This is a genomic window from Streptomyces sp. NRRL S-378, assembly GCF_000720645.1.
Taxonomy (GTDB): domain Bacteria; phylum Actinomycetota; class Actinomycetes; order Streptomycetales; family Streptomycetaceae; genus Streptomyces.
On the sequence record NZ_JOBX01000041.1, the window covers coordinates 45292 to 64760 of the forward strand.

A 19469-nucleotide genomic window follows, 5' to 3' on the forward strand; every position below is an offset into this window, starting at 1 on the left:
CGGGGCGTTCCGCCGGTGGCGTTGGCGATCCGGTCAGCGGCCGGGTCGAAGACGGGGTTCCCCATCGGCGCGCACAGCCCGGCGCCGGTCTACCCGTGGCCCGGTTCGTCCGACGACGGGCGATCCGACCTCTCACGACGCTCACGCAGCACCTGCTCGGCTTCCGGGGTGGCCTCGGTGGGCTCGTGCTTTCCGGTGCCCAAGGCCTCCCGCGCCGCATCCTTGACCTTGTCAGCCATCTCCTGGAGCCCGCCGCCCTTGCCGGCGGACGGAGCGGCGGCACGCTCGCGGTCCTCCTGGCGGGACACGTCGCTCTCGCCGGTCACGCGCTCCAGCGGCGACCCGTCGCCCTTCCTCTCCTGCGCCATGACGGCGCTCCCTTCGGTCGTTCGTGCTGAGACATGGCACCTTTCCACTCCCCACCGCTTCAACCGCTCCGCGGGCGACGGGCCGACCCTGCGGTCGCTTCCCGACCGACGCGCTGGGACAACGGCCTCTACGCCCGTGCCGCGGTGTGCGGCGAGCCGCCGCACCGCATGACGGCCCAGGGGCACGGCAGGGGAATGAGGGTCTGGGTCAGGCGTGGGGCAGCCGTCCGGCGGCGACGTCCGGGGCGTCTCGTGCGCGGTGGGCCCGCTCCTGGACGAGCCGGTGGAAGCCCGCCGGGGCGTACCGCTCCCCGGTGGCCGCGCCCGGGGATGCCGGCGACCTCGGCCGTGCACCGCTGGGGCTCTCCGCCGGCTCTGACCGGACCGAGGTGCCGCAGTGCTGGACATCCACAGTGATCAAGCAATTATCCTCCGGCCGCCGCAGGCTCCGCTCCTGCGGCGGCCATCACGGCGCCGGGGCCCCCACCGCGGGCAAGGCACGCTGAAATGCGCGGCAGGGGCCCTGGGGTGGAAATGGGGCGAATGTCGTTAAGTGTCGGGGGCAAAGGGCACCCATAGGTGCCGTGGCCGGTCCGTGTGAGAGAGCCGGCCCGCACCCGTGCAGACGACGACGAAGGAGTATGACGGATGACAACGGCTCGCGAGATCATGACGGCGGACGCGACGTGCATCGGCGCCCAGGAGACGGTGCTCGAGGCCGCGAAGAAGATGACCCAGCTGAAGGTCGGAGCCCTGCCGATCTGCGGCACGGACGAGAAGCTCAAGGGCATGCTCACCGACCGGGACATCGTGGTGAAGGTCCTGGGTGCGGGCAAGGACCCGGGCTCGGTGAAGGCGGGCGACCTCGCCCAGGGCGAGGCCGTGACCATCGGAGCCGACGACGACGCCGCAGAGATCCTGCGCACCATGAGCGAGCACCAGGTCCGCCGGCTGCCCGTCATCGACGGGCACACCCTGGTCGGCATCGTCGCGCTCGCCGATGTCGCCCGCGCGCTCCCGGAGGCCAAGGTCGGCGACCTGCTCCAGACCATCTCGGAGAACTGACCGGCCCCACGACGTCCGACGCTTGGGTGTCCGCATGGCGCAGGCTTCCACCAGCCGGTGGGGACCCGCGCCATGTGCGGCACATCGTCGTACCAGCCGAGATGTTGCAGCCAGGAGGGTCGCCCCGCCCGGGGAGGGGGCAGTTTGCGGCCACCGGACGGCGCGCGGCGGTCGCGTGCCCGTCGCCTCGGGCGGCTCGGCGCTCCAGGGAACGAAGGTCTGCGGCGCGGTGACCGTCGGCCCGCCGGGCGAGAGGCCCGCCAGGTGACCGCACGGTGGGTACAGGTCAGAGTTCCGGCTGGTGGCGGGGTTGATGATCAAGAGCCATTCGTCGCCGCGGTTTCCTACGGTGAACCCGGCGTTGCGGACGGCCGCGGCGAGGGCGAGCCCGAATGCGTGGCGCAGTCCGGGCAGTTCGTTTCGATGGTTGGCGCGGGAGCGGCGCGGCGGGGCCCGCGGCGCCGCACCCGCATCCGTGCCCGTAGGCGCTGGATCTCCTCCGGCATCCCGGCCGACCATCGCGCCGCGGGCGTGCTGGATGACGTGGACGCCTTCGGTCCCGGCCTCGACGGGGGCGAATCCGGCGTCCTGCAGCACGGTCCGTACGGCATCCAGGAACTGCGCTTCCTGATCGTTCACGGACCGAACTGTAGGGGTCCTGCGCCTGTCAAGGCCGTAGCGGCCGGCTCCGCCGACGCCTGGGGCAGGTCGGCGAAGAGGGCGAGCAGGCCCGCGATGGCGCGGCGCAGCCCTCTTCGGCCGGATGCCGGAACTTCGCCCGGCACCCGGGATCTCCTCACCTGATCGCGTGCGCTCGGGTCCCGACCGCGAGTGATCTCCACGCCGCCCCCGCCCCTCTCATCGGAGGCCCCCGAGCCGACGCCCCACCCCGGGCATGCCGGCACGGCCGAAGGAGGCGGTCGCGTGGGCGTGGGCACCCCGATGGTGATGACCTCGGTCCCGGCCCGCGAGGCCATGCGCATCCTGGCGCAGCCGACCGAGCCGGCGGCCTGCCGGAGGCGATGCCGGCCCAGGGGGTGCTCGAGTTCCACCGGATCTCCGTGGCGGCCGGTCACCGCCGAGGACACCGTGTCAAGTCCTCGGGTAGGACGCGCCGTCTCCACCGAGAGGTCGCGTCACCCGGACTGCCCGGACCGGGTGGACCGGGTGGTGAGGCAGCAGGCGACGTGCTCCTGTCTCATCCCAGTCGGTTGTCCCTCGCGGGCATTCGTGCTGCCCCCAGCAGTGGCTGTTGTTCCTCCCCTGCGCCCCCGGCCATACCCGTAGCGTCGTCTGCGCAGACTGTCTACACGCGGGGAGTGTGCGCCGTGCCATTACGCAAGGATCGGGACGAGGCCGGGGCCGAGGTCGCGACGAAGACGAACCGACGTGCAGCGGATCCAGACAGGGGCCAGCGGGTCGCGCCGGAACTCCGGCCGGTCAATCCGGCCATGGCCACGGCCATGCAGCGCTCGGTGGGCAATGCGACGCTCGGGCGGATGATCGCGCAGGGCCCGGCCGGGCCGAAAGTGCCGCACGCCGCTCCCGGTACGCGAGGTAGAAAACGCACCCAGGACGAGGTCGTCGAGCGCGGCGACAGCCCCCCGACCAACCAGCAGAAGACCGAGGCGGGAGCGGCCACCCGGGCCACCCGCAGCGGCAAGGCCGGCGCGACACCCTCGGTGAAGGGCAAGGGAAAGGGGGTCGAGGAAGAGATCGGCAATCCGACCCTTGTCTTCACCTCCAGCTACGACGGAGACGAGGAGCAGTCGCTGAACGGCAACAACAACATCGGTTTCGAACAAACGGCAACGCTGCGCCGCGCGGACGGGATGCAGACGCCCGCGGCAGACGCGTACGACTTCTGGCAGGAGGTCTCCGACGAAAGCCGTCAAATCGTTCCGACGTCGGTGAATTACCAGCCCAAGAAGGCCCCCCGCCGCGCCTGGGGCGTGGACGGCCCCTTCCACCCCCCGTACAACGATGAGGACGGCAACATCGTCAACGCCGCCGATCGGATCACCTTCGTCGACAATCCCGGCTTCTCCACCACCACACGCATGTCGGCCGGCTACTTCCTCGTCGACTACACAGTCCGGTTCCGCTGGAAGGTCCGCAAGAAGCAGGGCGGACGCTTCACCAAGGCCGAGCCGTTCTGGGAGAGCGACGAGATGGTGCACCGCGTCACGTCCGCTTTCGACGCGGAAAACCCGGAGGAGGCCGTGCGCGTCAACCACCACGCGGCGGGCAACCGCACCTGGAACGTACAGCTGCCCAACTGACCGCCCCGACGCGTCGGCGCACTCACGTCCCCCCATGATCTGAGCCCAGAGCAGGCGGGCGACGGTGGCCGCGTCTCGGGGACGTCGAGCTGCCGGTACCGGCGGCCCCCGGCCCACAGCGGCTCCCAGTACGCGGCGGTCGCGGTCGTCGTCACGAGGCTCCTTCACGGGAGGGCGGAACAGCGGGCGTGCGTGGGGCGGGCATGTCCCGCAACGCACCGCTTCGTGGAGGCGGGCGCACAACGGCCCGGCCTCCCAGCCGTGCGAGGCGTCGCGGACGGAGAGGACGGGGCCGCTGCGTCGTTCCGCCCAGCGCTGCAGTGCCGCGGGCAGCATCTTCGGCCGGCTCATCCAGCAGACCTCGTACCCGGGCGCGGGAGGGCGGAGCGGCACGGCACACCGCCGGCGGGTTCGGTGACAGGTGCTCACGGGTGCGTCCGGCCGGCGAAGGGCGGTCGAGTTCCATGGAGCCGAGCTCGCCGATGCAGAGCAGGTCGACGCGACCGTGGCGGGCGACGCTCTTGGTCGACCGCTCTCGGCGGCAGCTTCGGGAGGACGTCTGATCGCGGCCGGCGGTTTCGGCGCGGTCGGGGAACGAGGACCGGATGGTGGGCAGCCGCAGCCGCAGCCGCAGCCGCAGCCGCAGCCGCAGCCGCGCCGCAGCCGCAGCCGCAGCCGCAGCCGCAGCCGCGCCGCAGCCGCTGCCGCTGCCGCAGGAGCCCTTCGAGACGGGCCGGCTCTTCCCTCTGCGGGTAGACCGCTCCAGCCGGATCAGCGTCCGCACCAACCGCTACGCGGTGCCCGCACCGGGGCTCGGCCAGGCCCTACGCCAGCCGGGAGGCCTCGATCTCGGCCCACACGGCCTTGCCGGTTTCGTAGACATGGGTGCCCCATCGATCGGACAGGCGCTCCACGATGAACAGACCGCGGCCCCCCGGGACTCCTGGCTGCGGGGCCCGCTTGCGCACTGTAAGGGTCGTCATGCCATCGTGCACTTCGATGCGCAGGGCCGCCTCATCGGCGGTCAGGACGAGTTCGCGGCAGCCGTGGGCGTGAAGTGACGCGTTGGTCAGGAGTTCGGACACGAGGAGGAGGGTGTCCTCAGAGGTCGCGGAGTCGGCCCAGCCCCAGTCCCGCAGAGCCCGACGCGTGAAATCGCGGCCCTTGGCCACCATCCCGGGGACGCCCGTCAGGGCGAGCCTGCGGCGCTGTCTCCCTGAAGGAGGGCCGACGGCCATCGGACCGCCCGCCTCCGGTTCTATCGTCTCCACTGTGGCCCCCCCGCGCTCGCCCGCCGCTTCGGCTCCCGGCCGCCGGCCGGCACCGCGGTTGCTGCCGGTGGGGGCGGGCCGCATCGGGGCGGGAGGCCTCAGCACGGTCGTGACAGTGTAGGGGACCCGGCCCGCCGTGTCGCCTGGTGAACCCGCGGCACGAGGGTGGGGAACTGCATCCGATCTCATGGGCGCTTGCTCGATCTCGGACGGTGGCGCTGTGCTTCCCGGTACGGGCGTCATGGCTCGCCCCTACACCGTGAGCATGCCGGCGCGCAGCCGGGCGAGAGTGCGGGACAGAAGGCGGGAGACCTGCATCTGCGAGATGCCCAGTTCGGCACCGATCTCGGCCTGGGTCCTCTCCTGACCGAAGCGCATCTGCAGGATCAACCGGTCACGCTGGTCGAGTTGCTGCAGCAGGGGTGCGAGGGTGTGGAAGTCCTCGAAGAGTTCCATGGCGGGATCGTTCTCGCCCATGAGCTCCGCCAGGGGTCGGGTGGCCCGGCCGGTCGGGGAAGCTGCGTCGCTCTCCCCGGCAGCGGTGTCGAGAGAGCCGCTCGTGTACCCGTTCGCGGCGACCAGTCCGTCGATGACCTCCTCCTCGGTCAGTTCGAGGTGAGCTGCGACTTCCTTGACGGTCGGGGCCCGGCCCAGGACGTCGGTCAGCGCCTCCTGCGCCTTGGCGAGTTCCACACGCAGTTCCTGGAGGCGGCGCGGGACGTGTACGGCCCAGGTGGTGTCGCGGAAGTGGCGCTTGATCTCACCGATGATGTAGGGGAGGGCGAGCGTGGAGAACTCGACCTCGCGGTCGAGGTCGTAGCGGTCGATGGCCTTGATGAGGCCGATGGTCCCCACCTGGGTGATGTCGTCGATGTCCAGGCCCCCGCCCATCACGCGGGCGCGGAAGCGGCGTGCGGCGAACTGCACGAGGGAGAGGTTCATCTCGATGAGGGTGTTGCGCGTGTACTGGTACTCACGCGTCCCCTCCTCCAGTGTGCGCAGTCTCTGGAAGAACACGCGCGACAGTTCGCGTGCGTCACCCGGCGCCATCTCACGGGCGTTCTCCACCCGGCGCGGTCCCAGGTCGTCAGCCAGTTCCTCCCGGGCGCCGGTGACTTGCTCTTCTGTTGTCCGAACGGGACCCATCATCACGGTGGCCGAGCGAGACATGCGACCACTCCCTCCCAGTTGACTGACGCCTGTCCGGCCCTTCTGCCCCCGCTTCGTACTCCCATGCACGTGCCGGGTGTCGGATGTCCCCGTGGGAGGTTCGGGCGCCGTCGGGCTCCGACGCGGGCCGGGCTGCTGCGCGGTGAGTACGTTCCGGCCGACGGGTCCGTCGTGCCGGTGCCAGGACCGCCGGTACGGGTCCGGTCCGTGTGTGGCGCAAGCGCACCACAGAGGACCACTACCAACTGCGACGGGGAAGGTCGGAGGCGGACCGCAGAGCCGTGCTGCCGGCGGTCACCGTGCGCCGAAGCAGCAGACGGGTACCGAGTCTGCCCCTTGGAAGATCGGGTAGGCGGTCCCCACGGGGGTTCGTACGGGAACGGGTGATCGGCTTGTCGGGTATGACCGGGATCGACGTGGTGTACGCCTGTGCGGGGCTGGGGGCTCTGTGCGCGGCAGTGCTCCCGACCGCTCTGGCGAAGCGGCCCCTGTCCTTGCCCATGGTGTTCCTGGCGGCGGGGTTCCTGGTGTTCCTGCTGCCGCTCGACGCGCTCCCGGCGCTGGATCCCGTCCGGCACCGGAGCCTGGTGGAGCACCTCACCGAGGTCTGCGTGGTGGTGGCGTTGATGGGCGCGGGGCTGGCCATCAACAGGCCGCCGGGCCGGCGTGCCTGGTCGACGACGTGGCGGCTGCTCGCCTTGGCCATGCCCCTGACGATCTTGTTCACCGCGGCCGTGGCGGGGTGGCTGGTGGGGTGGCCGCCGGCCGTCGCGCTCATGGTGGCGGCTGCCCTTGCTCCCACGGACCCGGTACTGGCCGCGGAGGTGCGCGTGGGCGAGCCTACGGACGAGGAGGACGACGAGGACGAAGTTCGCTTCGCGCTGACCAGCGAGGCGGGGCTCAACGATGGTCTGGCCTTCCCGTTCGTCCTGGCGGCCGTCGCGCTGACCACCGCCTCGGCGACGGGGTGGTCCACGGACGGACTCTGGCACTGGGTGTGGAGCGACATCCTGGTGCGGAGCGTGGTGGGACTGGCCGTGGGATTCGGCGTCGGGCGCGTCCTCGGTCGGATGTTCTTCCAGGCCTCCTGGAAGGCGCTGCGGCTCTCAGAGCACCGCGAGGGCTTCGTCGCGCTCGCCGCGACCTTCACGGCCTACGGCCTGACCGAACTCTTCCACGGCTACGGGTTCGTCGCTGTGTTCGTCGCGGCCTGCACGATCCGGAACGCCGAACGTGGCCATCGGTACCACCGCGTCATGCACGCCTTCACCGATCAGGTCGAAAGGCTTCTCACGGCCGTCATCCTCTTCCTCGTCGGCGGTTTCATCGCCGACGGTGGCCTGGCGGCACTGACCTGGCAGGGAGCCGTACTGGGGCTGGTGCTCTTCCTGCTGATCCGCCCGGCCGTCGGCTGGGCCGTCCAGATGCGGGGCCGTGCCACGGGGAAGGAGCGCATGGCCATCGCGGTGTTCGGCATCCGGGGCGTCGGCTCGTTCTTCTACCTTGCGTACGCTCTGGGCGAGGCAAGTTTCGCCGCGTCGGCGCGCGAGCTGTGGGCCGTGGTGACTTTCACCGTGCTGCTCTCCGTACTCCTGCACGGCGTCGCGGCGACACCGGTCACGGCCCGGCTCGACCGCTCTGCCCAGGATGGCTGAAGAGCGCCATCACTGATCGTCGGGGGCCCACGGGCCGGGAGGGCGGGGGGTCCTCGCCCGGTACGCGCCGTCCCCAGCAGGGGTGGGCCGGGCGGGCGGTGCCGGCCGGCACGGGGATGGTGGCCGGCACCGCCGCTGCTCAGCCGGGCCAGGTGCCCGTCAGGCGCCGTACGGCCACGGCCCCCGACCGTTCGACCGAGGCCTTGACCACGGCGAAGATCGCACCCTGGATGGCTGCGGCGAGCAGGATCTGCTTCCAGGCCCGGTCCTCGTCGGTGGCGTCGGGAGCATCGCCCTCACCTTCGATGATCTTCCAGGCCTGCTTGAATGCGACGCCTGCGAGTACACCGCTGAGGGCGCCGAGCGCCAGCCCGACGGGCTTGTATGCGAGCTTGGAGGCCTTCACCGGCGACGTCCCCGGCTGCGACGGACCAGCAGGAGGACGACCACGGCGGCCCCGGCCACCAGGAGCGGAGTGCGGTTGGCGCGTGCGGCCGTCGCTGCCTGGCCGGCCTTGTCCAGGAGCGGGTCGGGCGCCTTGTCCGTGGCGTACCGGCCCGCCCTGGCCGCGTTCTCCCGTACATGTGCTGCGGCCTGCGCGGTCTTCTCCAGGAGCGGGTCGGGGGTCTTGTCCTTGACCAGCTGGGCGGCGTGCCCCGCCTTCTCGCGGATCTGGTCGGTGAGCAGCGCCGCCTTCTCGGCGGCCTGGTCCTTGACTGCGGCGGTCTTCTCCTTGGCCTGGCCCTTGATGTCGGCCTTCGCGGCGAGGGCCTCGACGGTCCGGCCGAGCTCGTCACGGGTGCGCTCGACCTGATCGCGCAGTTCGGCGGAGCCGGGGTCGGCAGGGGTGGGGGCGGGGGTGCCGATGTTGGTTCGGGCGTCGTCGTTCATCGGTGTGCCTTCTCCTTGATCTCGGCCAGGTCGGCCTTGACGCTGTCGATGGTCTGCTCGGGAGCCGGCGTACCGGCCCGGGCTATCTGCTTCTTTCCGGCCAGGGCGGTCCCGCCCGCCACGATCCCCAGGGCCACGGTGATGATGAGGGCGGACGCCCACACGGGCAGGACCAGCGCGAGAGCGGCGATACAGGTTGCCGTCAGGGCCTGGAGTGCCAGGACGCCGATGATCCCTGTGGCGCCGAAGAGGCCGCCGCCCTTCCCGTAGCGCTTGCCCTTCTCGGCCATCTCCGCCCGGGCCAGCTGCATCTCCTCGCGCACGAGTTCGGACATCTGCTGTGAAGCGCGTGAAACCAGGATGCCCACCGAATCGTCGGCGGCGTCGGGCTGCCGCTCTACCGTGGTCATGACAGGAAACCTTGCCTTTCTCTTCCAAGTGCCGGAATGGGCGACACCTCGGTCAGACGCTCTGCTCAGCGCCGGTGGTGTCCGGGACGGGGGCATCGGCGCTGCGACTGACCGAGTCGCTGCCGTTCAGGGTGTGAACGGTCATGTCGCAACGGCGCGACTACCCCGCAACCGCGCCGTCACCCGCGTGGCCACCAGCGGTGTACGAAAGGAGCTCGACAGCAGCCCTGGGGTCGAACCGATGCCCTGTGTCCGGCCAGAAGAACATCGCCCGCGGCTGACCCGCCCCCGCTCGATCACGGCGCCCACCCCCAAGGCGGGCGCCGTCGTCGAACAAGCAGCGACGTCGAGGGTCGCTCGGGTCGAGGGTGCCTCGGTCGGGAGACGAGCGCGTCGGGCCGCTGCGCGAACAGCAGTCCGTGACGGGACGCGCCACCGCGGTTCGTCGTCGGTGGTGGCGGTGACGATGGAGGAATGAGCGCCGGTATCGCGCCCGGGGGCCCCATGCGGGTGTCGACGGTTGGGCGAGCACATCCGGGGCGCCCTCGCAGGGTGGGTGCCCGGGTTGCTCGGCGTTCATGTCCACCGGTCGGGGTCCGGGCCGGCGGAGGCGGCCCAGCTCTCCGTCGTGAGGCGACCACCCTTCCGGCCCCACACCGTGACCGCTCCGCCCGGCACCCCTCCGCCGGGTCGGAACGGCCCCGTCGCCAAGCGACAGAGATCAGTACGCAGTAGAACGCAGTTGCTGCAGACAGCGCGAGCTGAAGTCCGGCAGGGCCTCCCGGAAGGCGGGCCAGGGCGGCGAGCAGTACGGTGACGTTCACCTGCGAGAAGACGTGACTCAGCCTGATTGGGCGTCACTTAACGTGTTTAGAGCGGCTGATATTGGAAACGCTGAGTAGCCACAGGGTGTAAACGTCAAGGCGAAAGGCGGGATTCATGTCCGTGAGCATTGCAATCATCCTCGTCGTGGTGGCGGCATCCATCGCTGCGATCGCGCTCTTCCCGGCGGTGGCACCGGCGCAACCCGACCAGACCGCAGTCCGATCCGGTGACGAGGACCCGCGCAGGACCGACCCGGGGCGACCTCCTGCCCGCCGACTGCGCACCATCCCACCGCAGCAGAGCAGGGAACACCGGCGCAGCTTCGGCTGATTCGGCGACCCCGGGGCCCGCGGCCCGCCCGGCAGGTTACCTGCCGGGCGGGCCGCGCTCCGCGCGGAACGCCCCCGGTGGCCGGGAACCTGTGCGGTGCCGGCACCCGCTGAGGCCGAACGCAACGCAGCCCGGGCGCATATGGAGCCCGGCGGGCAGCACCGGCCGGGCGATGCCGGCCACCCCTCCTCGGTACGGTGCGTGCAGGACGCAGATCATCAGGGGGCCAACTCCAGCTCAGTGTCGAGTCGAGCCCGTGCGGGGCGCGGTCGTCCGTCGCGCCGGTGCACCGGACGGTCCGGGCATCAAGGCGGCGCCACCTGCGGGGAGGCGGCCGGTCGCTCCCGGCGGGGTGCTGAGTGCGACCACGGGCGAGCAACGGACGCTCGACGAGGCCGAGTCGGCGTCGAGGTCGAGGGCGCGTCGACGGAGACTGCGGCCGCGCAGAGCGGGCGGGCCCGGACACCCATTGCGGCTGCGGGGCACGGGTGCGTGGAGGATCCGGCTGCGGCCGGTGTCGACGCCACGCCGGTTCGACGGCCCGCTGAACGGGGTCGGCCCCGACGTGCTCGCGTACACGGCCGGCGGGACGGGGGCGAAAGACCAGGGCCGGGGCGACGAGAGAAACAGGGCTTCTTCGGCGTGAACGTCCTGCGGCGTGGCGGCCACCAGCAGAGCGCCTTCTGCCGACTCGGCGGGGCCGCGGCAGCGGCGAACTGCCCGCCGGACCACCCGCTGCTGGTGGCCGACACCCAGGGCCGCTGGTCCACGGAGCACCGCCAGGGAGGTGCGGGCGGCTTCTGGACCCGCCGCCAGGAGACGTACGCCGCGAGCTGCGGTACGGGTGGGGGCCCGCGTCGACCCGGGCCCGCCACCCGCGCGTCGTCTACCCCGTGGGGCCCAGGTACGAGGGTGGTGGGCGGTGGTGGGCCAGGAAGCCATGGGGAGACCGGGTCACCCTGGCGGCCGCGCGCAGGAGGCGTTCCACGGCCCGGGAGCGATGGGTCAGCCTGAGACGGCGTCCCTGCCGGGGCCACCAGTCCAGGGCGGCCAGGAAGCCCGAGTCGCAGAAGGTGACCCGCGAGCAGTCCAGCACCAGGCCGGTATGGCCGTTGTCGGCGGCCGATGCCAGGAACGCCCTCAGCGGTGCGGCGCTGAAGTGGTCGATCTCGCCCGCCAGGTGGACGACCAGGGTGGTGCCGAAGGTGGTGCAGGAGTGGATGAGTATGACGCCGGGCGCGCTGTCCGCGCCCGAGTCGTGCACGGAGGGCCGCGCCTCGGCCGCGAGAGGGGCGGACAGTATCGGGGCGGTGCTTGAGGTATTCACGTCCCCATCAACGCCTCCCGCACGCGGTCGGGAAACGAGTGGCGCGCTCCTTTCACCCCATACGACCAGCGGAGATCCCCGGTCGGGGGAAAGATTCCACCCGGACGAGGCAGCAGGGTGCCCGGGCGGGCGCCGAGCGAGCCCCGCCCGGGCACCACGGCCCGGTCTGCCGCCGCTGCGGTCAGACCCGCCAGGTCAGCCAGGGGTCCTCACGGCAGTCCTGCTGGAAGGCCGGATCGGTCGCCCCGCCACCGACCCGGGCCGCCACGCACTTACCGCTGTTGACGTTGACCAGCTGCCATGCGGCGGAGGCGGCGTGGAAACGCAGGGTCCACAACTGGTCGGGGAACAGCCCCTGGCGGTCCCCGCACAGGTATTGGGTGACCGCGGCGTCGTTGGTGACCCGGGCCGCGTCCACGGACAGGCACAGGCCGCTGAACCGGTTGCGGATCGAGTACACGGTCCCGGCCGGGCCGCTCGACTCCTTAGTGAGGTGCCACAGTTGTTCGTGTTCCTCGCCGCAGTCGGCCAGGGCCAGAGGATCGGCCGGGGTCGTGCTGTCGTGGGGCACGGTCAGGCACCGGTGGCTGCCCGCGTTGGCCAGCCGGATCAGACCGGCGGCCGGCAGGGACGGTTCCGCCCCGGCCGGGGCCGTCCGCGGGACGGTGGGGGAGGGCGGCGTGGGACCTCCGGCGCCCGGTGCGGGAGCGTGCGGGGCCGCCGGCCCTGGAGTCGGCGGTGGCGCGGCGGGCGGTCTGCCGGCCGGTGCCGTTGCCGGTGCGGAGACCGACGAGGCGGCGGAGCCGGACGGCCCGGCCGGCACGGGTGTGGGACCGGCCGCGGGGCCGGTCTGCGGCCCGCCCTGGGTCTGCGCGTACGGTTGTAACGGACCTGCTCCGACCGGTACGACCAGCGGCCGGCGGCCCCCGAGGACGACCAGCACCGCCACGGCGATCATGACGACGCCGAGCACGGCCGCGGCGACGAAACCGGCACGGCCTGGCGTGGCCCGGGTGACGGCCGGGGGGACCACGGCGAGCGGCCCCCCGGGGCCGGGGGTCCGGGACCGCGCGGTCGGGGCACCGGGCACGGCGGTGACGGGTGCCGCCGCCGGGCGGTCGGCGCGTTCCAGGACCACGCCCTCGATCGGCCCCCGGTACGCGGGGCACTCCTCGTACGCGTCCTGTTCCAGGCGGCCCGACTCCCACCGCAGGTACTCCAACAGGTCCGCCGTCCGGGCCAGTTCGAGGGTGAGCCCGCCGCTGCCGGGAAGCAGTGTCCTCGGCCCGCTCGCGTCGCGCACCGCGGGCAGCGCGCTCGGGGCCGCGTCCCCGAGCGCGGTGATCCGACGGGCCGTCGCGCGGACGGCCCACACCGCGCCGAGCTGCTCCATCGCACGCTCCAGCAACCCGTCCCCGGTGCCGCCGTCTTGCGTGGAGGCCGGCTCGGAGGCGGGCCGGGCCTCCGCCGTCGGCTTCGGCCGCGTCGCCCCGGGTTCCGTCGCCGGCTCCGCCGCGGCCTCCTGTTCCGCCAGTAACGTGGCGATCACCGAAGCCAGTTGCCGCACGATCCGTTCGGACTCGGCGAGATCCGCCTCGGCGCGCCGCAGCGCCTCGTCGAGCCGGGCCGGGGGCTCGGCCTCCGCCCCGGCGACCAGGGCCGCCTCGTGGAGTCTTCCGGCCCGGCGAAGCATGTCCTGGCGGCCACGCCCGTCGCGCACCAGGTCCCGTACCACCGCGTTCAGCCGGCCCAGCGGGATGATCCGGGTGCCGGAGCGGTACTCGCCCCAGCTGGTCTTGCCCCCGCCGTACCGCTGCGCCATCTCGCGCACGGTGAGCCCGGCGGTGAGCTCGACCAGGAACCGGGCCAGCTCGTCCGCAGCCCGCGTCGCACCCTTCATGGCCCCCTGCGGGCGTCCCGCTCGCGCCATGCGTCCCCCCTGATCCGTCCGCGGACAACCGGGGTTGTCCGACCTCCCGCGACCGGCGAAGTCCGGGACCACGGAACACCGGCCGGTCGGTACCGTCCAGCGGAAGGCGTGCGGTTGTCTCGAATCCACCGCGCAAACGTCCGCACGCCGGGCCTCGGCCCGGACCGGCCGGTCCGTCCGGAGGAGGGGGGCGGGACCGGCGGCTTAGGCCGTCCCGGTCAGCCGGTGCCCGTGCGCCGCCAGGCCAGGGACAGGACGAGGCCGTGGCCCGGGTGCAGGGGTTCTTGCAGCAGGTGGTCCGGGTCGACGAGGGTGGCGCGGCGGCGTAGGCATTCGAAGATCGACACAAGACCACCTCGGCGGTCCTGCCGATGACGTAATCTGCCGAAACGGGGGCGCGATCCGCGCGGTCAGCGCACAGATCGATGGCGGGAGCGGATGACATACGCAGGAAACGCCGGACTGCCGGGGGACACCGCCGCAGGCAGGGCGACGCCGCGGCCGGGCCGCACCTGGAACTCGGGGCTGTCGGAAGGTGAGTTCGCCGCGATCAGTGGGGCCGGGTTCGAGCCGGTCGGGCAGGTGCTCGGCGCGGCCGTCTACAACATCGGGTACACGGGTGTCTGGGGCTGTCCCGGCAACTGGTCGGTCACCGACGACAACAAGCCGGTGCCGTCGTCGAGATGGGCGTCCTCCCTGTCGCAGCTGGTGCGGACGATGTACGCGGCGCGCAGGTCGGCCCTGGCGCGCGCGGTGGCCGAATGCGGGGCGCTCGGCGGTGACGGGATCGTCGGCGTGGACCTGCACGTCGGGGAATTCCCCGCAGGAGGGCTGGAGTTCACGGTGCGTGGCACTGCCGTCCGGGCCCGGTCGCGCATCCGGCCGCGTGCGCCGTTCACCTCACACCTGAGCGGCACGGACTTCGCCGCGCTCATCGGGTCGGGGTGGGTTCCCGTCGGACTCGCCTTCGGCATCGCCTTCGCGATCCGCCACGACGACTGGCGCACCTCTCTCCGGGTCCCCTTCGCCACCAGGAACCAGGAGGTCGACGGCTACACCCAGCTGATCAGCCACGCCCGCCGGGAGGCGCGCAGGCAACTGGCCGTCGACACGGCGCGGCACGGTGGTGACGGGGTGGTGGTGGACGACGTGGAGTTGCGTGTGGGCGAGAGCGAGTGCCCCTCGTACGGGTCGTCGCGCGACGTCACCGCCGAGGCGGTCTTCGTCGGCACCTCGATCGCCCGGTTCGGCCGCTCCGGACGGCCCGCGGGCACCAGACCACCACTGACCATCATGAGACTGGAGCGAGAGCGCTGAGATGACCGGACGAACGGGGCGGGACATGATCGGGGAAGCCGTGCAGCCGGCGGACGAGGGTGCGGCCGAGGACGCCATGCGCCGGCTCGCGCGGCTCGAGCCGGGAGAGAAGGGTTCACCGGGAGAGAAGGGTTCGCCGGGGGAGAAGGGCGGGATGTTCACCTCGGACCTGTCGGTGAACGAGTTCCTGCTGGTGCGCGAGGCCGGCTTCCGCCCGCTCGGCCTCGTCCTCGGCTCCTCCGTCCACCACGTCGGCCTCCAGCTCGGCCGGTGGTCGAAGAACCAGGAGCTGACCAAGCTGTCGCAGGCCATGTACCAGGCGCGTGAGTTCGCGATGAGCCGGATGGAGGCCGAGGCGAGCGCTCTGGGGGCGGACGGGGTCGTGGGCGTGCGGCTGGACATCGAGTTCAAGGAGTTCGGGTCGGACATCGCCGAGTTCATCGCGGTCGGCACCGCGGTGAAGGCGGACGGCGCCGACCCCGGACCGGCCGGGACGTGGCTCAACAACAAGGGCAAGCCGTTCACGTCGGACCTGTCCGGGCAGGAATTCTGGACGCTGATCCGGGCCGGGTACGCGCCCCTGGACCTGGTCATGGGGTCGTGCGTCTACCACGTCGCACACCAGCGGTTCACCCAGGTGCTGAGCAACGCCGGCCGCAACGTCGAGATCGAGCCGTTCACCCAGGCCCTGTACGAGGCGCGCGACCTGGCCATGAGCCGGATGCGGGCGGAGGGCGAGGTCCTGGACGCCGAGGGCATCGTGGCGGTGCAGCTGAGGCAGCACTCGCACGGCTGGGGAAGCCACACCACCGAGTTCTTCGCCATCGGGACGGCGGTGCGCCCGCTGCACGACGACCACGTCATCGACCGACCGGCCATGGTGGTGAGCCTCGATGCCTGAGCCCGAGCCCGAGGAGGACGTGCACCTGCTGGCCGCGGCGCTGCGCCGGGACAGCGCCGACCTGAACCTCTACGCACAGGTGCTGTCGGCGGGCCTGGCGGATTCGCTGCCGCCCGGCGCCGTACGGGTCCGCCGCAGGCGCAGTTTCGCGGAACGGGTGGCCGGGCGCGAGGGTTCGGTCGTGGAAGTGGACGTCGCCCTGGGAGAGCAGGGGTTCGCGCTGCGGATGGAGCGCGGGCGGGTGGTCGCGGAGGTCCTGCACGAGGTGCGGGGCATCGTGCTGTCCCGGCGCCGGGTGGAGTTGGACGAGTGGACCGATGCCCTGGCCCGGTCCCTGGCGAAGGCCGCGGCCTCGAACGCCCGCGCCCGCGCGGCCGTGGAACGCTTCCTAGCCTGAGCGCCGCCGAGCGCGTCGTACGGCCACTGCGTCTGCCCCGGGTGGCGTTCATAACCGACGGAATGAGCGCCTCCGCAGCGGTGTGATCACAGGTGAGCCTTTTCGGTCAGGGTAGATCTGGTTACTCAGGGTAAGGGGCGCCGTCGATCCCTCCCGCGCGTCCCCTGTCCCCCCTTGCCCTCCCCGCCTCCTGATGCGCACGCAACCGACAGGAATTCACCCGGCCTTACCCCGGGTAGTGCGAAGAATTTCCCGACCGACATCCACGGCGCAGCAAAACGAGTCCGAAAGTGACAGGTTTGCTTTGACTCTTGATCGATGGATCCGTGAATGTCGTTCACATGTCCGACACATCCGGAGCCTCCAGCGGGGGCCCCATGCGCTTGCGCGACTTCCGTCTCCTGCTCGCCGGAGCCGCCACGGGACAGTTCGGCGCTCAGGTGACGCTGGTGGCGCTGCCCCTCGTGGCCGTTCTCGAACTCGACGCCCCCGCCTTCCAGGTGGGCCTCCTGACCGCCGCCGAAACCGCCGCCTTCCTGCTCGTCGGGCTGCCCGCCGGTGCGCTCACCGACCGCATGCGCAAACGGCCCCTGATGATCCGCGCGGACCTGGTGCGCGCCGTGGCCATGCTGAGCATTCCCGCCGCCGCGCTCGCCGACGTCCTGACCATGGTCCAGCTGTACGCCGTCGCGCTCGTGACCGGCGTGGCGACCGTGTTCTTCGACGTCGCCCATCAGAGCTACCTGCCGCAGATCCTGCCCCGTGACCAACTCGTGGCCGGGAACGGCGCGCTGGAGACGGTCCGCTCCACCGCCCACGTCACCGGCCCCGGCATCGGCGGCGGACTGGTCCAGCTCGTCGGAGCGCAGTTCGCGGTCATCGTCGACGCCGTCGGCTACGTCCTCTCCGCCCTCTTCCTGTTCCGGGTGGAGAAGACCGAGGAGGTACCCGAGCGCGCCCCCGGCGGGTCCCTGCGCAAGGAGATCGGTGAGGGCGTCCGCTTCATCTTCGGGCACCCCCTGCTCCGCGTCATCGCCTTCACCACCGGCCTCGCCAACTTCTGCACGGCCGTCCTCATGGCGACACAGACCGTGCACCTCGTCCGCGTCGTCGGTCTGGAAGCCGGCGGGCTCGGCCTGGTGCTCTCCGCGTCCGCCGTGGGAGGACTCCTCGGCGCCCTGTGCGCCGGACGACTCGCCGCCCGGCTGGGACAGGCCCGGGTCATCCTCCTGTCCCTCCTCGTCACCGGCCCGTTCGCGCTGCTGTGGCCCCTGTCCGGGCACGGCGTCGCCGGCGCGGTCCTGTTCGCCGCCGGTTCGGCGGTCGTCTCCTTCGGCGCCGTCGTCTACAACGTCGCCCAGGTCAGCTTCCGCCAGGGGATGTGCCCGCCACGTCTCCTCGGCCGGATGAACGCCACCCTGCGCTTCCTCATGTGGGGCACCCTGCCCCTCGGTGCGCTCCTCGGCGGAGCCCTCGCCCAGTCCTACGGGTCGCGCACGGCCCTCGCCTGGTGCGCCGTCGGCATCCTCGCCGTCCCCCTGCCGCTGCTGCTCTCCCCCCTGCGCCGGATGCGGGACCTGCCCGCCGCGCAGGACGACGACCACGACGGCGCCGGCAGCGCCGCCCGCGGGACACCCCGGGACACCGCCGCCACCGACGGCGAGGAACGCCCGGCTCCCGCACCCACGGGCTGACGCCGCAGCCAGCGCCACACCGTTCCGCCCCACCGCGGACACGACGAAGAGGACGACGTGCTCAGCATCACCAGCCAGTACCTGGCCCGTTACCGACGCCTCGCCGGCGACCGGTCCGACACCCTGCTGCCGGTCACGGGAGCACAGCGCCGCTTCGTGCTGGTGCGGTCCCTCGACCCGGCGGGACGCCCCGACCTCGTACCGATGTTCTTCGCGTTCCCGCACGGAACCGTCGACCCCGGAAGGCTGCGGGCCGCCGCCCGCAGACTCGCCGCCCGGCACACCGCCCTGCGCTCGCGCGTCGGCGTGGTGCGCGGCACTCCCGTCCTGAACGTCCCCGCCGATCCGGACGTCAGCGTGACCCGGCCGGGCCTCCTGCCGGGGGAGTCAGCCGCCGACGCGATCCGTCGCGCACTGTCCTCCTGGGACGCACAGGGCCCCGCCATGCGGCTGTTCCTCGTAGACGACGAGGAACGCGAGGAGGACATCCTCGCCGTCGTCCTCGACCACGCCGCCTGCGACGGCCGTTCGCTCGCGCGGATCGTCGACGAACTCGGCTCCGCCTACGACGAGGACGACCCCGCAGCCCTGACCGCACCGGAGGAGACGCACGCCGAACTCGCCGCCTACCGGGATGCGGTCCTCGGCCAACTCGCCGCCGAGGAACGGGCGGAGACGCCCGAGGCCGCCGCGTACTGGGCGGACCGGCTGCGCGCGCTCGACACCCACGCCCCGGCACCCCGCCCGGCACGCGTGCCCGAGGGCGCACGGCCCAGCGGCGCCGCGCAGGCCCGGCTTCCCGCGCACGACGGCGGCGGCCTGTCCTTCCCCCGCCTGCTCGACGCCTGCCGCTCAGCGACCCGCGAGCTGTACGGCACCGACCGTGCGGTCCCGCTCGGCTACCCGTGGGGCGGCCGCCCCGCAGGAGCGGAACCGGTCGTCGGCTGCTTCCTCAACACCCTCGTTTTCCCGGTCGACACGGGCCGCGGCCCCGGACCCGGCCCGGAGGGAACGGCCGACGCCTGGTGGGACGACCTCGACCGGGCCGACGTACCGTTCGACGCGGTCGTCACCGCCGTACGCTCCACCGGCTCGCGCTGGACCGGAGGCCTCGACGGGCTGCTCACCGTGGACGACGACACGCGCCGCCCGCCGCTGAAGATGGCCGGGGTCGAGGGACGGGAGATCCACGTCGACGGCCGGCCGGTCCGCGCCCCCTTCGCCCTGTCCGTCACGCAAGGAGCGGAGATCCGTCTGCGGATGGTGTGGGACCGGGCGGTCCTCGACGACGAGACCGCACACCGGGCCCTCGACGCGCTCACCCACGCGCTGCACCCCTCGGACCCCACCGTGCGGTGAACCCGCAGCCCGGACGTCCGGTCGCCGCCGAAGGCCCCCGCGCCGCAGTGGCACCACCGCCCGACCCCGGGAACGGCGCGCGCCCGCCCGCCGCCGCTCCCCTCACCCGATCGGCCCGGGCGCGTCGCAGGAACCCCGGCCGCCCCCGGTCGCGCACCGACCCGGGGCCACCGCACCCCCGGCGCTCACGCGCAGCAGCGCGCCACGCACCGGCGCGCGCCACGCACCGGCGCGGCCCGGCGCCCGGCGCATCCCCCGCCGCCGCGCCCCCCCAGCC

At 72.4% G+C, this 19469-nt stretch carries 19 protein-coding genes; 9 read left to right on the forward strand and 10 right to left on the reverse strand.

The genetic code is table 11. The features are described 5' to 3' along the window. Positions 1-89: 89 nt before the first annotated feature. Together IH80_RS0125865 and IH80_RS44005 are read right to left on the reverse strand one after the other, a co-directional pair. The gene (locus tag IH80_RS0125865) at positions 90-368 is read right to left on the reverse strand and encodes a hypothetical protein (protein WP_030963677.1); all 279 of its coding nucleotides are present in this window, start codon (positions 366-368) and stop codon (positions 90-92) included. Positions 369-576: 208 nt separating this feature from the next. Then, positions 577-789, reverse strand: coding sequence for a hypothetical protein (locus IH80_RS44005; RefSeq protein WP_199819308.1), 213 nt, complete (start codon positions 787-789; stop codon positions 577-579). A gap of 227 nt (positions 790-1016) precedes the next feature. Here IH80_RS44005 and IH80_RS0125870 point away from each other — a divergent pair, with 227 nt between their 5' ends. Next, the gene (locus IH80_RS0125870) at positions 1017-1433 is read left to right on the forward strand and encodes a CBS domain-containing protein (RefSeq protein WP_030963678.1); all 417 of its coding nucleotides are present in this window, start codon (positions 1017-1019) and stop codon (positions 1431-1433) included. A 1319-nt stretch (positions 1434-2752) separates the two neighbouring features. After that, positions 2753-3715, forward strand: coding sequence for a hypothetical protein (locus tag IH80_RS0125880; RefSeq protein WP_158943614.1), 963 nt, complete (start codon positions 2753-2755; stop codon positions 3713-3715). 824 nt (positions 3716-4539) lie between these two features. Here the strand turns inward: IH80_RS0125880 and IH80_RS0125885 are convergent. Together IH80_RS0125885 and IH80_RS0125890 are read right to left on the reverse strand one after the other, a co-directional pair. After that, positions 4540-4986: an ATP-binding protein gene (locus IH80_RS0125885; RefSeq protein ID WP_030963682.1), complete on the reverse strand. Its 447-nt coding sequence runs from the start codon at positions 4984-4986 to the stop codon at positions 4540-4542. A 252-nt stretch (positions 4987-5238) separates the two neighbouring features. Next, a complete protein-coding gene (locus IH80_RS0125890; protein WP_030963683.1) occupies positions 5239-6156 on the reverse strand; it encodes a SigB/SigF/SigG family RNA polymerase sigma factor in 918 nt (305 codons plus the stop codon). A 401-nt stretch (positions 6157-6557) separates the two neighbouring features. On the opposite strand from IH80_RS0125890, the gene IH80_RS0125895 reads away from it, so the two are divergent. Next, positions 6558-7811 carry a cation:proton antiporter gene (locus IH80_RS0125895; RefSeq protein WP_030963684.1) on the forward strand — a complete coding sequence of 418 codons (1254 nt, stop codon included), beginning with the start codon at positions 6558-6560 and terminating at the stop codon, positions 7809-7811. A 139-nt stretch (positions 7812-7950) separates the two neighbouring features. Here IH80_RS0125895 and IH80_RS0125900 read toward each other — a convergent pair whose 3' ends face one another. Genes IH80_RS0125900 through IH80_RS0125910 form a run of 3 tightly spaced genes read right to left on the reverse strand, consistent with a single transcriptional unit; the run spans position 7951 to position 9112 of the window. Further along, complete coding sequence (locus tag IH80_RS0125900; RefSeq protein WP_030963686.1) at positions 7951-8217, reverse strand: DUF4235 domain-containing protein; 267 nt, start codon at positions 8215-8217, stop codon at positions 7951-7953. Beyond that, the gene (locus tag IH80_RS0125905) at positions 8214-8702 is read right to left on the reverse strand and encodes a DUF3618 domain-containing protein (protein ID WP_030963687.1); all 489 of its coding nucleotides are present in this window, start codon (positions 8700-8702) and stop codon (positions 8214-8216) included. Before IH80_RS0125905 ends, IH80_RS0125900 begins: the two co-directional genes overlap by 4 nt. Beyond that, entirely contained in the window at positions 8699-9112 is a 414-nt protein-coding gene (locus tag IH80_RS0125910) for a phage holin family protein (protein WP_030963688.1), read from the reverse strand. The genes IH80_RS0125905 and IH80_RS0125910 overlap by 4 nt, the downstream gene beginning before the upstream one ends. 945 nt (positions 9113-10057) lie before the next feature. On the opposite strand from IH80_RS0125910, the gene IH80_RS44915 reads away from it, so the two are divergent. Continuing rightward, entirely contained in the window at positions 10058-10267 is a 210-nt protein-coding gene (locus IH80_RS44915) for a hypothetical protein (RefSeq protein WP_158943616.1), read from the forward strand. 886 nt (positions 10268-11153) lie between these two features. Here the strand turns inward: IH80_RS44915 and IH80_RS41015 are convergent. The 3 genes from IH80_RS41015 to IH80_RS46930 form a co-directional block, all read right to left on the reverse strand. After that, positions 11154-11594 carry an STAS domain-containing protein gene (locus tag IH80_RS41015; protein ID WP_158943618.1) on the reverse strand — a complete coding sequence of 147 codons (441 nt, stop codon included), beginning with the start codon at positions 11592-11594 and terminating at the stop codon, positions 11154-11156. Between the two features lie 181 nt (positions 11595-11775). After that, a complete protein-coding gene (locus IH80_RS0125920; RefSeq protein ID WP_158943620.1) occupies positions 11776-13524 on the reverse strand; it encodes an RICIN domain-containing protein in 1749 nt (582 codons plus the stop codon). A 218-nt stretch (positions 13525-13742) separates the two neighbouring features. Then, positions 13743-13871: a hypothetical protein gene (locus IH80_RS46930; protein WP_267883526.1), complete on the reverse strand. Its 129-nt coding sequence runs from the start codon at positions 13869-13871 to the stop codon at positions 13743-13745. Between the two features lie 91 nt (positions 13872-13962). On the opposite strand from IH80_RS46930, the gene IH80_RS39715 reads away from it, so the two are divergent. The 5 genes from IH80_RS39715 (at position 13963) to IH80_RS0125950 (ending at position 19192) form a co-directional block, all read left to right on the forward strand. Beyond that, positions 13963-14841, forward strand: a complete 879-nt coding sequence (locus tag IH80_RS39715; protein WP_051809928.1) for a heavy metal-binding domain-containing protein — start codon at positions 13963-13965, stop codon at positions 14839-14841. Position 14842: 1 nt separating this feature from the next. Further along, positions 14843-15742: a heavy metal-binding domain-containing protein gene (locus IH80_RS0125935; RefSeq protein ID WP_234432387.1), complete on the forward strand. Its 900-nt coding sequence runs from the start codon at positions 14843-14845 to the stop codon at positions 15740-15742. After that, entirely contained in the window at positions 15735-16139 is a 405-nt protein-coding gene (locus tag IH80_RS0125940) for a hypothetical protein (protein ID WP_030963695.1), read from the forward strand. The genes IH80_RS0125935 and IH80_RS0125940 overlap by 8 nt, the downstream gene beginning before the upstream one ends. A 341-nt stretch (positions 16140-16480) precedes the next feature. After that, on the forward strand, positions 16481-17833 hold the full coding sequence (locus tag IH80_RS0125945) for an MFS transporter (RefSeq protein WP_078906749.1): 1353 nt from the start codon (positions 16481-16483) through the stop codon (positions 17831-17833). Between the two features lie 57 nt (positions 17834-17890). Continuing rightward, entirely contained in the window at positions 17891-19192 is a 1302-nt protein-coding gene (locus IH80_RS0125950) for a condensation domain-containing protein (RefSeq protein ID WP_030963698.1), read from the forward strand. Positions 19193-19469: the final 277 nt, after the last annotated feature.

Excerpts from the sequence above, each read along its gene's own strand:
- IH80_RS0125935 (WP_234432387.1), top strand. The coding sequence starts at position 14,843 with ATGACCGGACGAACGGGGCGGGACATGATCGGGGAAGCCGTGCAGCCG.
- IH80_RS0125895 (WP_030963684.1), top strand. The coding sequence starts at position 6,558 with ATGACCGGGATCGACGTGGTGTACGCCTGTGCGGGGCTGGGGGCTCTG.
- IH80_RS39715 (WP_051809928.1), top strand. The coding sequence starts at position 13,963 with ATGACATACGCAGGAAACGCCGGACTGCCGGGGGACACCGCCGCAGGC.
- IH80_RS0125920 (WP_158943620.1), bottom strand. The coding sequence starts at position 13,524 with ATGGCGCGAGCGGGACGCCCGCAGGGGGCCATGAAGGGTGCGACGCGG.
- IH80_RS0125870 (WP_030963678.1), top strand. The coding sequence starts at position 1,017 with ATGACAACGGCTCGCGAGATCATGACGGCGGACGCGACGTGCATCGGC.
- IH80_RS0125890 (WP_030963683.1), bottom strand. The coding sequence starts at position 6,156 with ATGTCTCGCTCGGCCACCGTGATGATGGGTCCCGTTCGGACAACAGAA.
- IH80_RS0125945 (WP_078906749.1), top strand. The coding sequence starts at position 16,481 with ATGTCCGACACATCCGGAGCCTCCAGCGGGGGCCCCATGCGCTTGCGC.
- IH80_RS0125865 (WP_030963677.1), bottom strand. The coding sequence starts at position 368 with ATGGCGCAGGAGAGGAAGGGCGACGGGTCGCCGCTGGAGCGCGTGACC.
- IH80_RS0125905 (WP_030963687.1), bottom strand. The coding sequence starts at position 8,702 with ATGAACGACGACGCCCGAACCAACATCGGCACCCCCGCCCCCACCCCT.
- IH80_RS0125910 (WP_030963688.1), bottom strand. The coding sequence starts at position 9,112 with ATGACCACGGTAGAGCGGCAGCCCGACGCCGCCGACGATTCGGTGGGC.
- IH80_RS0125940 (WP_030963695.1), top strand. The coding sequence starts at position 15,735 with ATGCCTGAGCCCGAGCCCGAGGAGGACGTGCACCTGCTGGCCGCGGCG.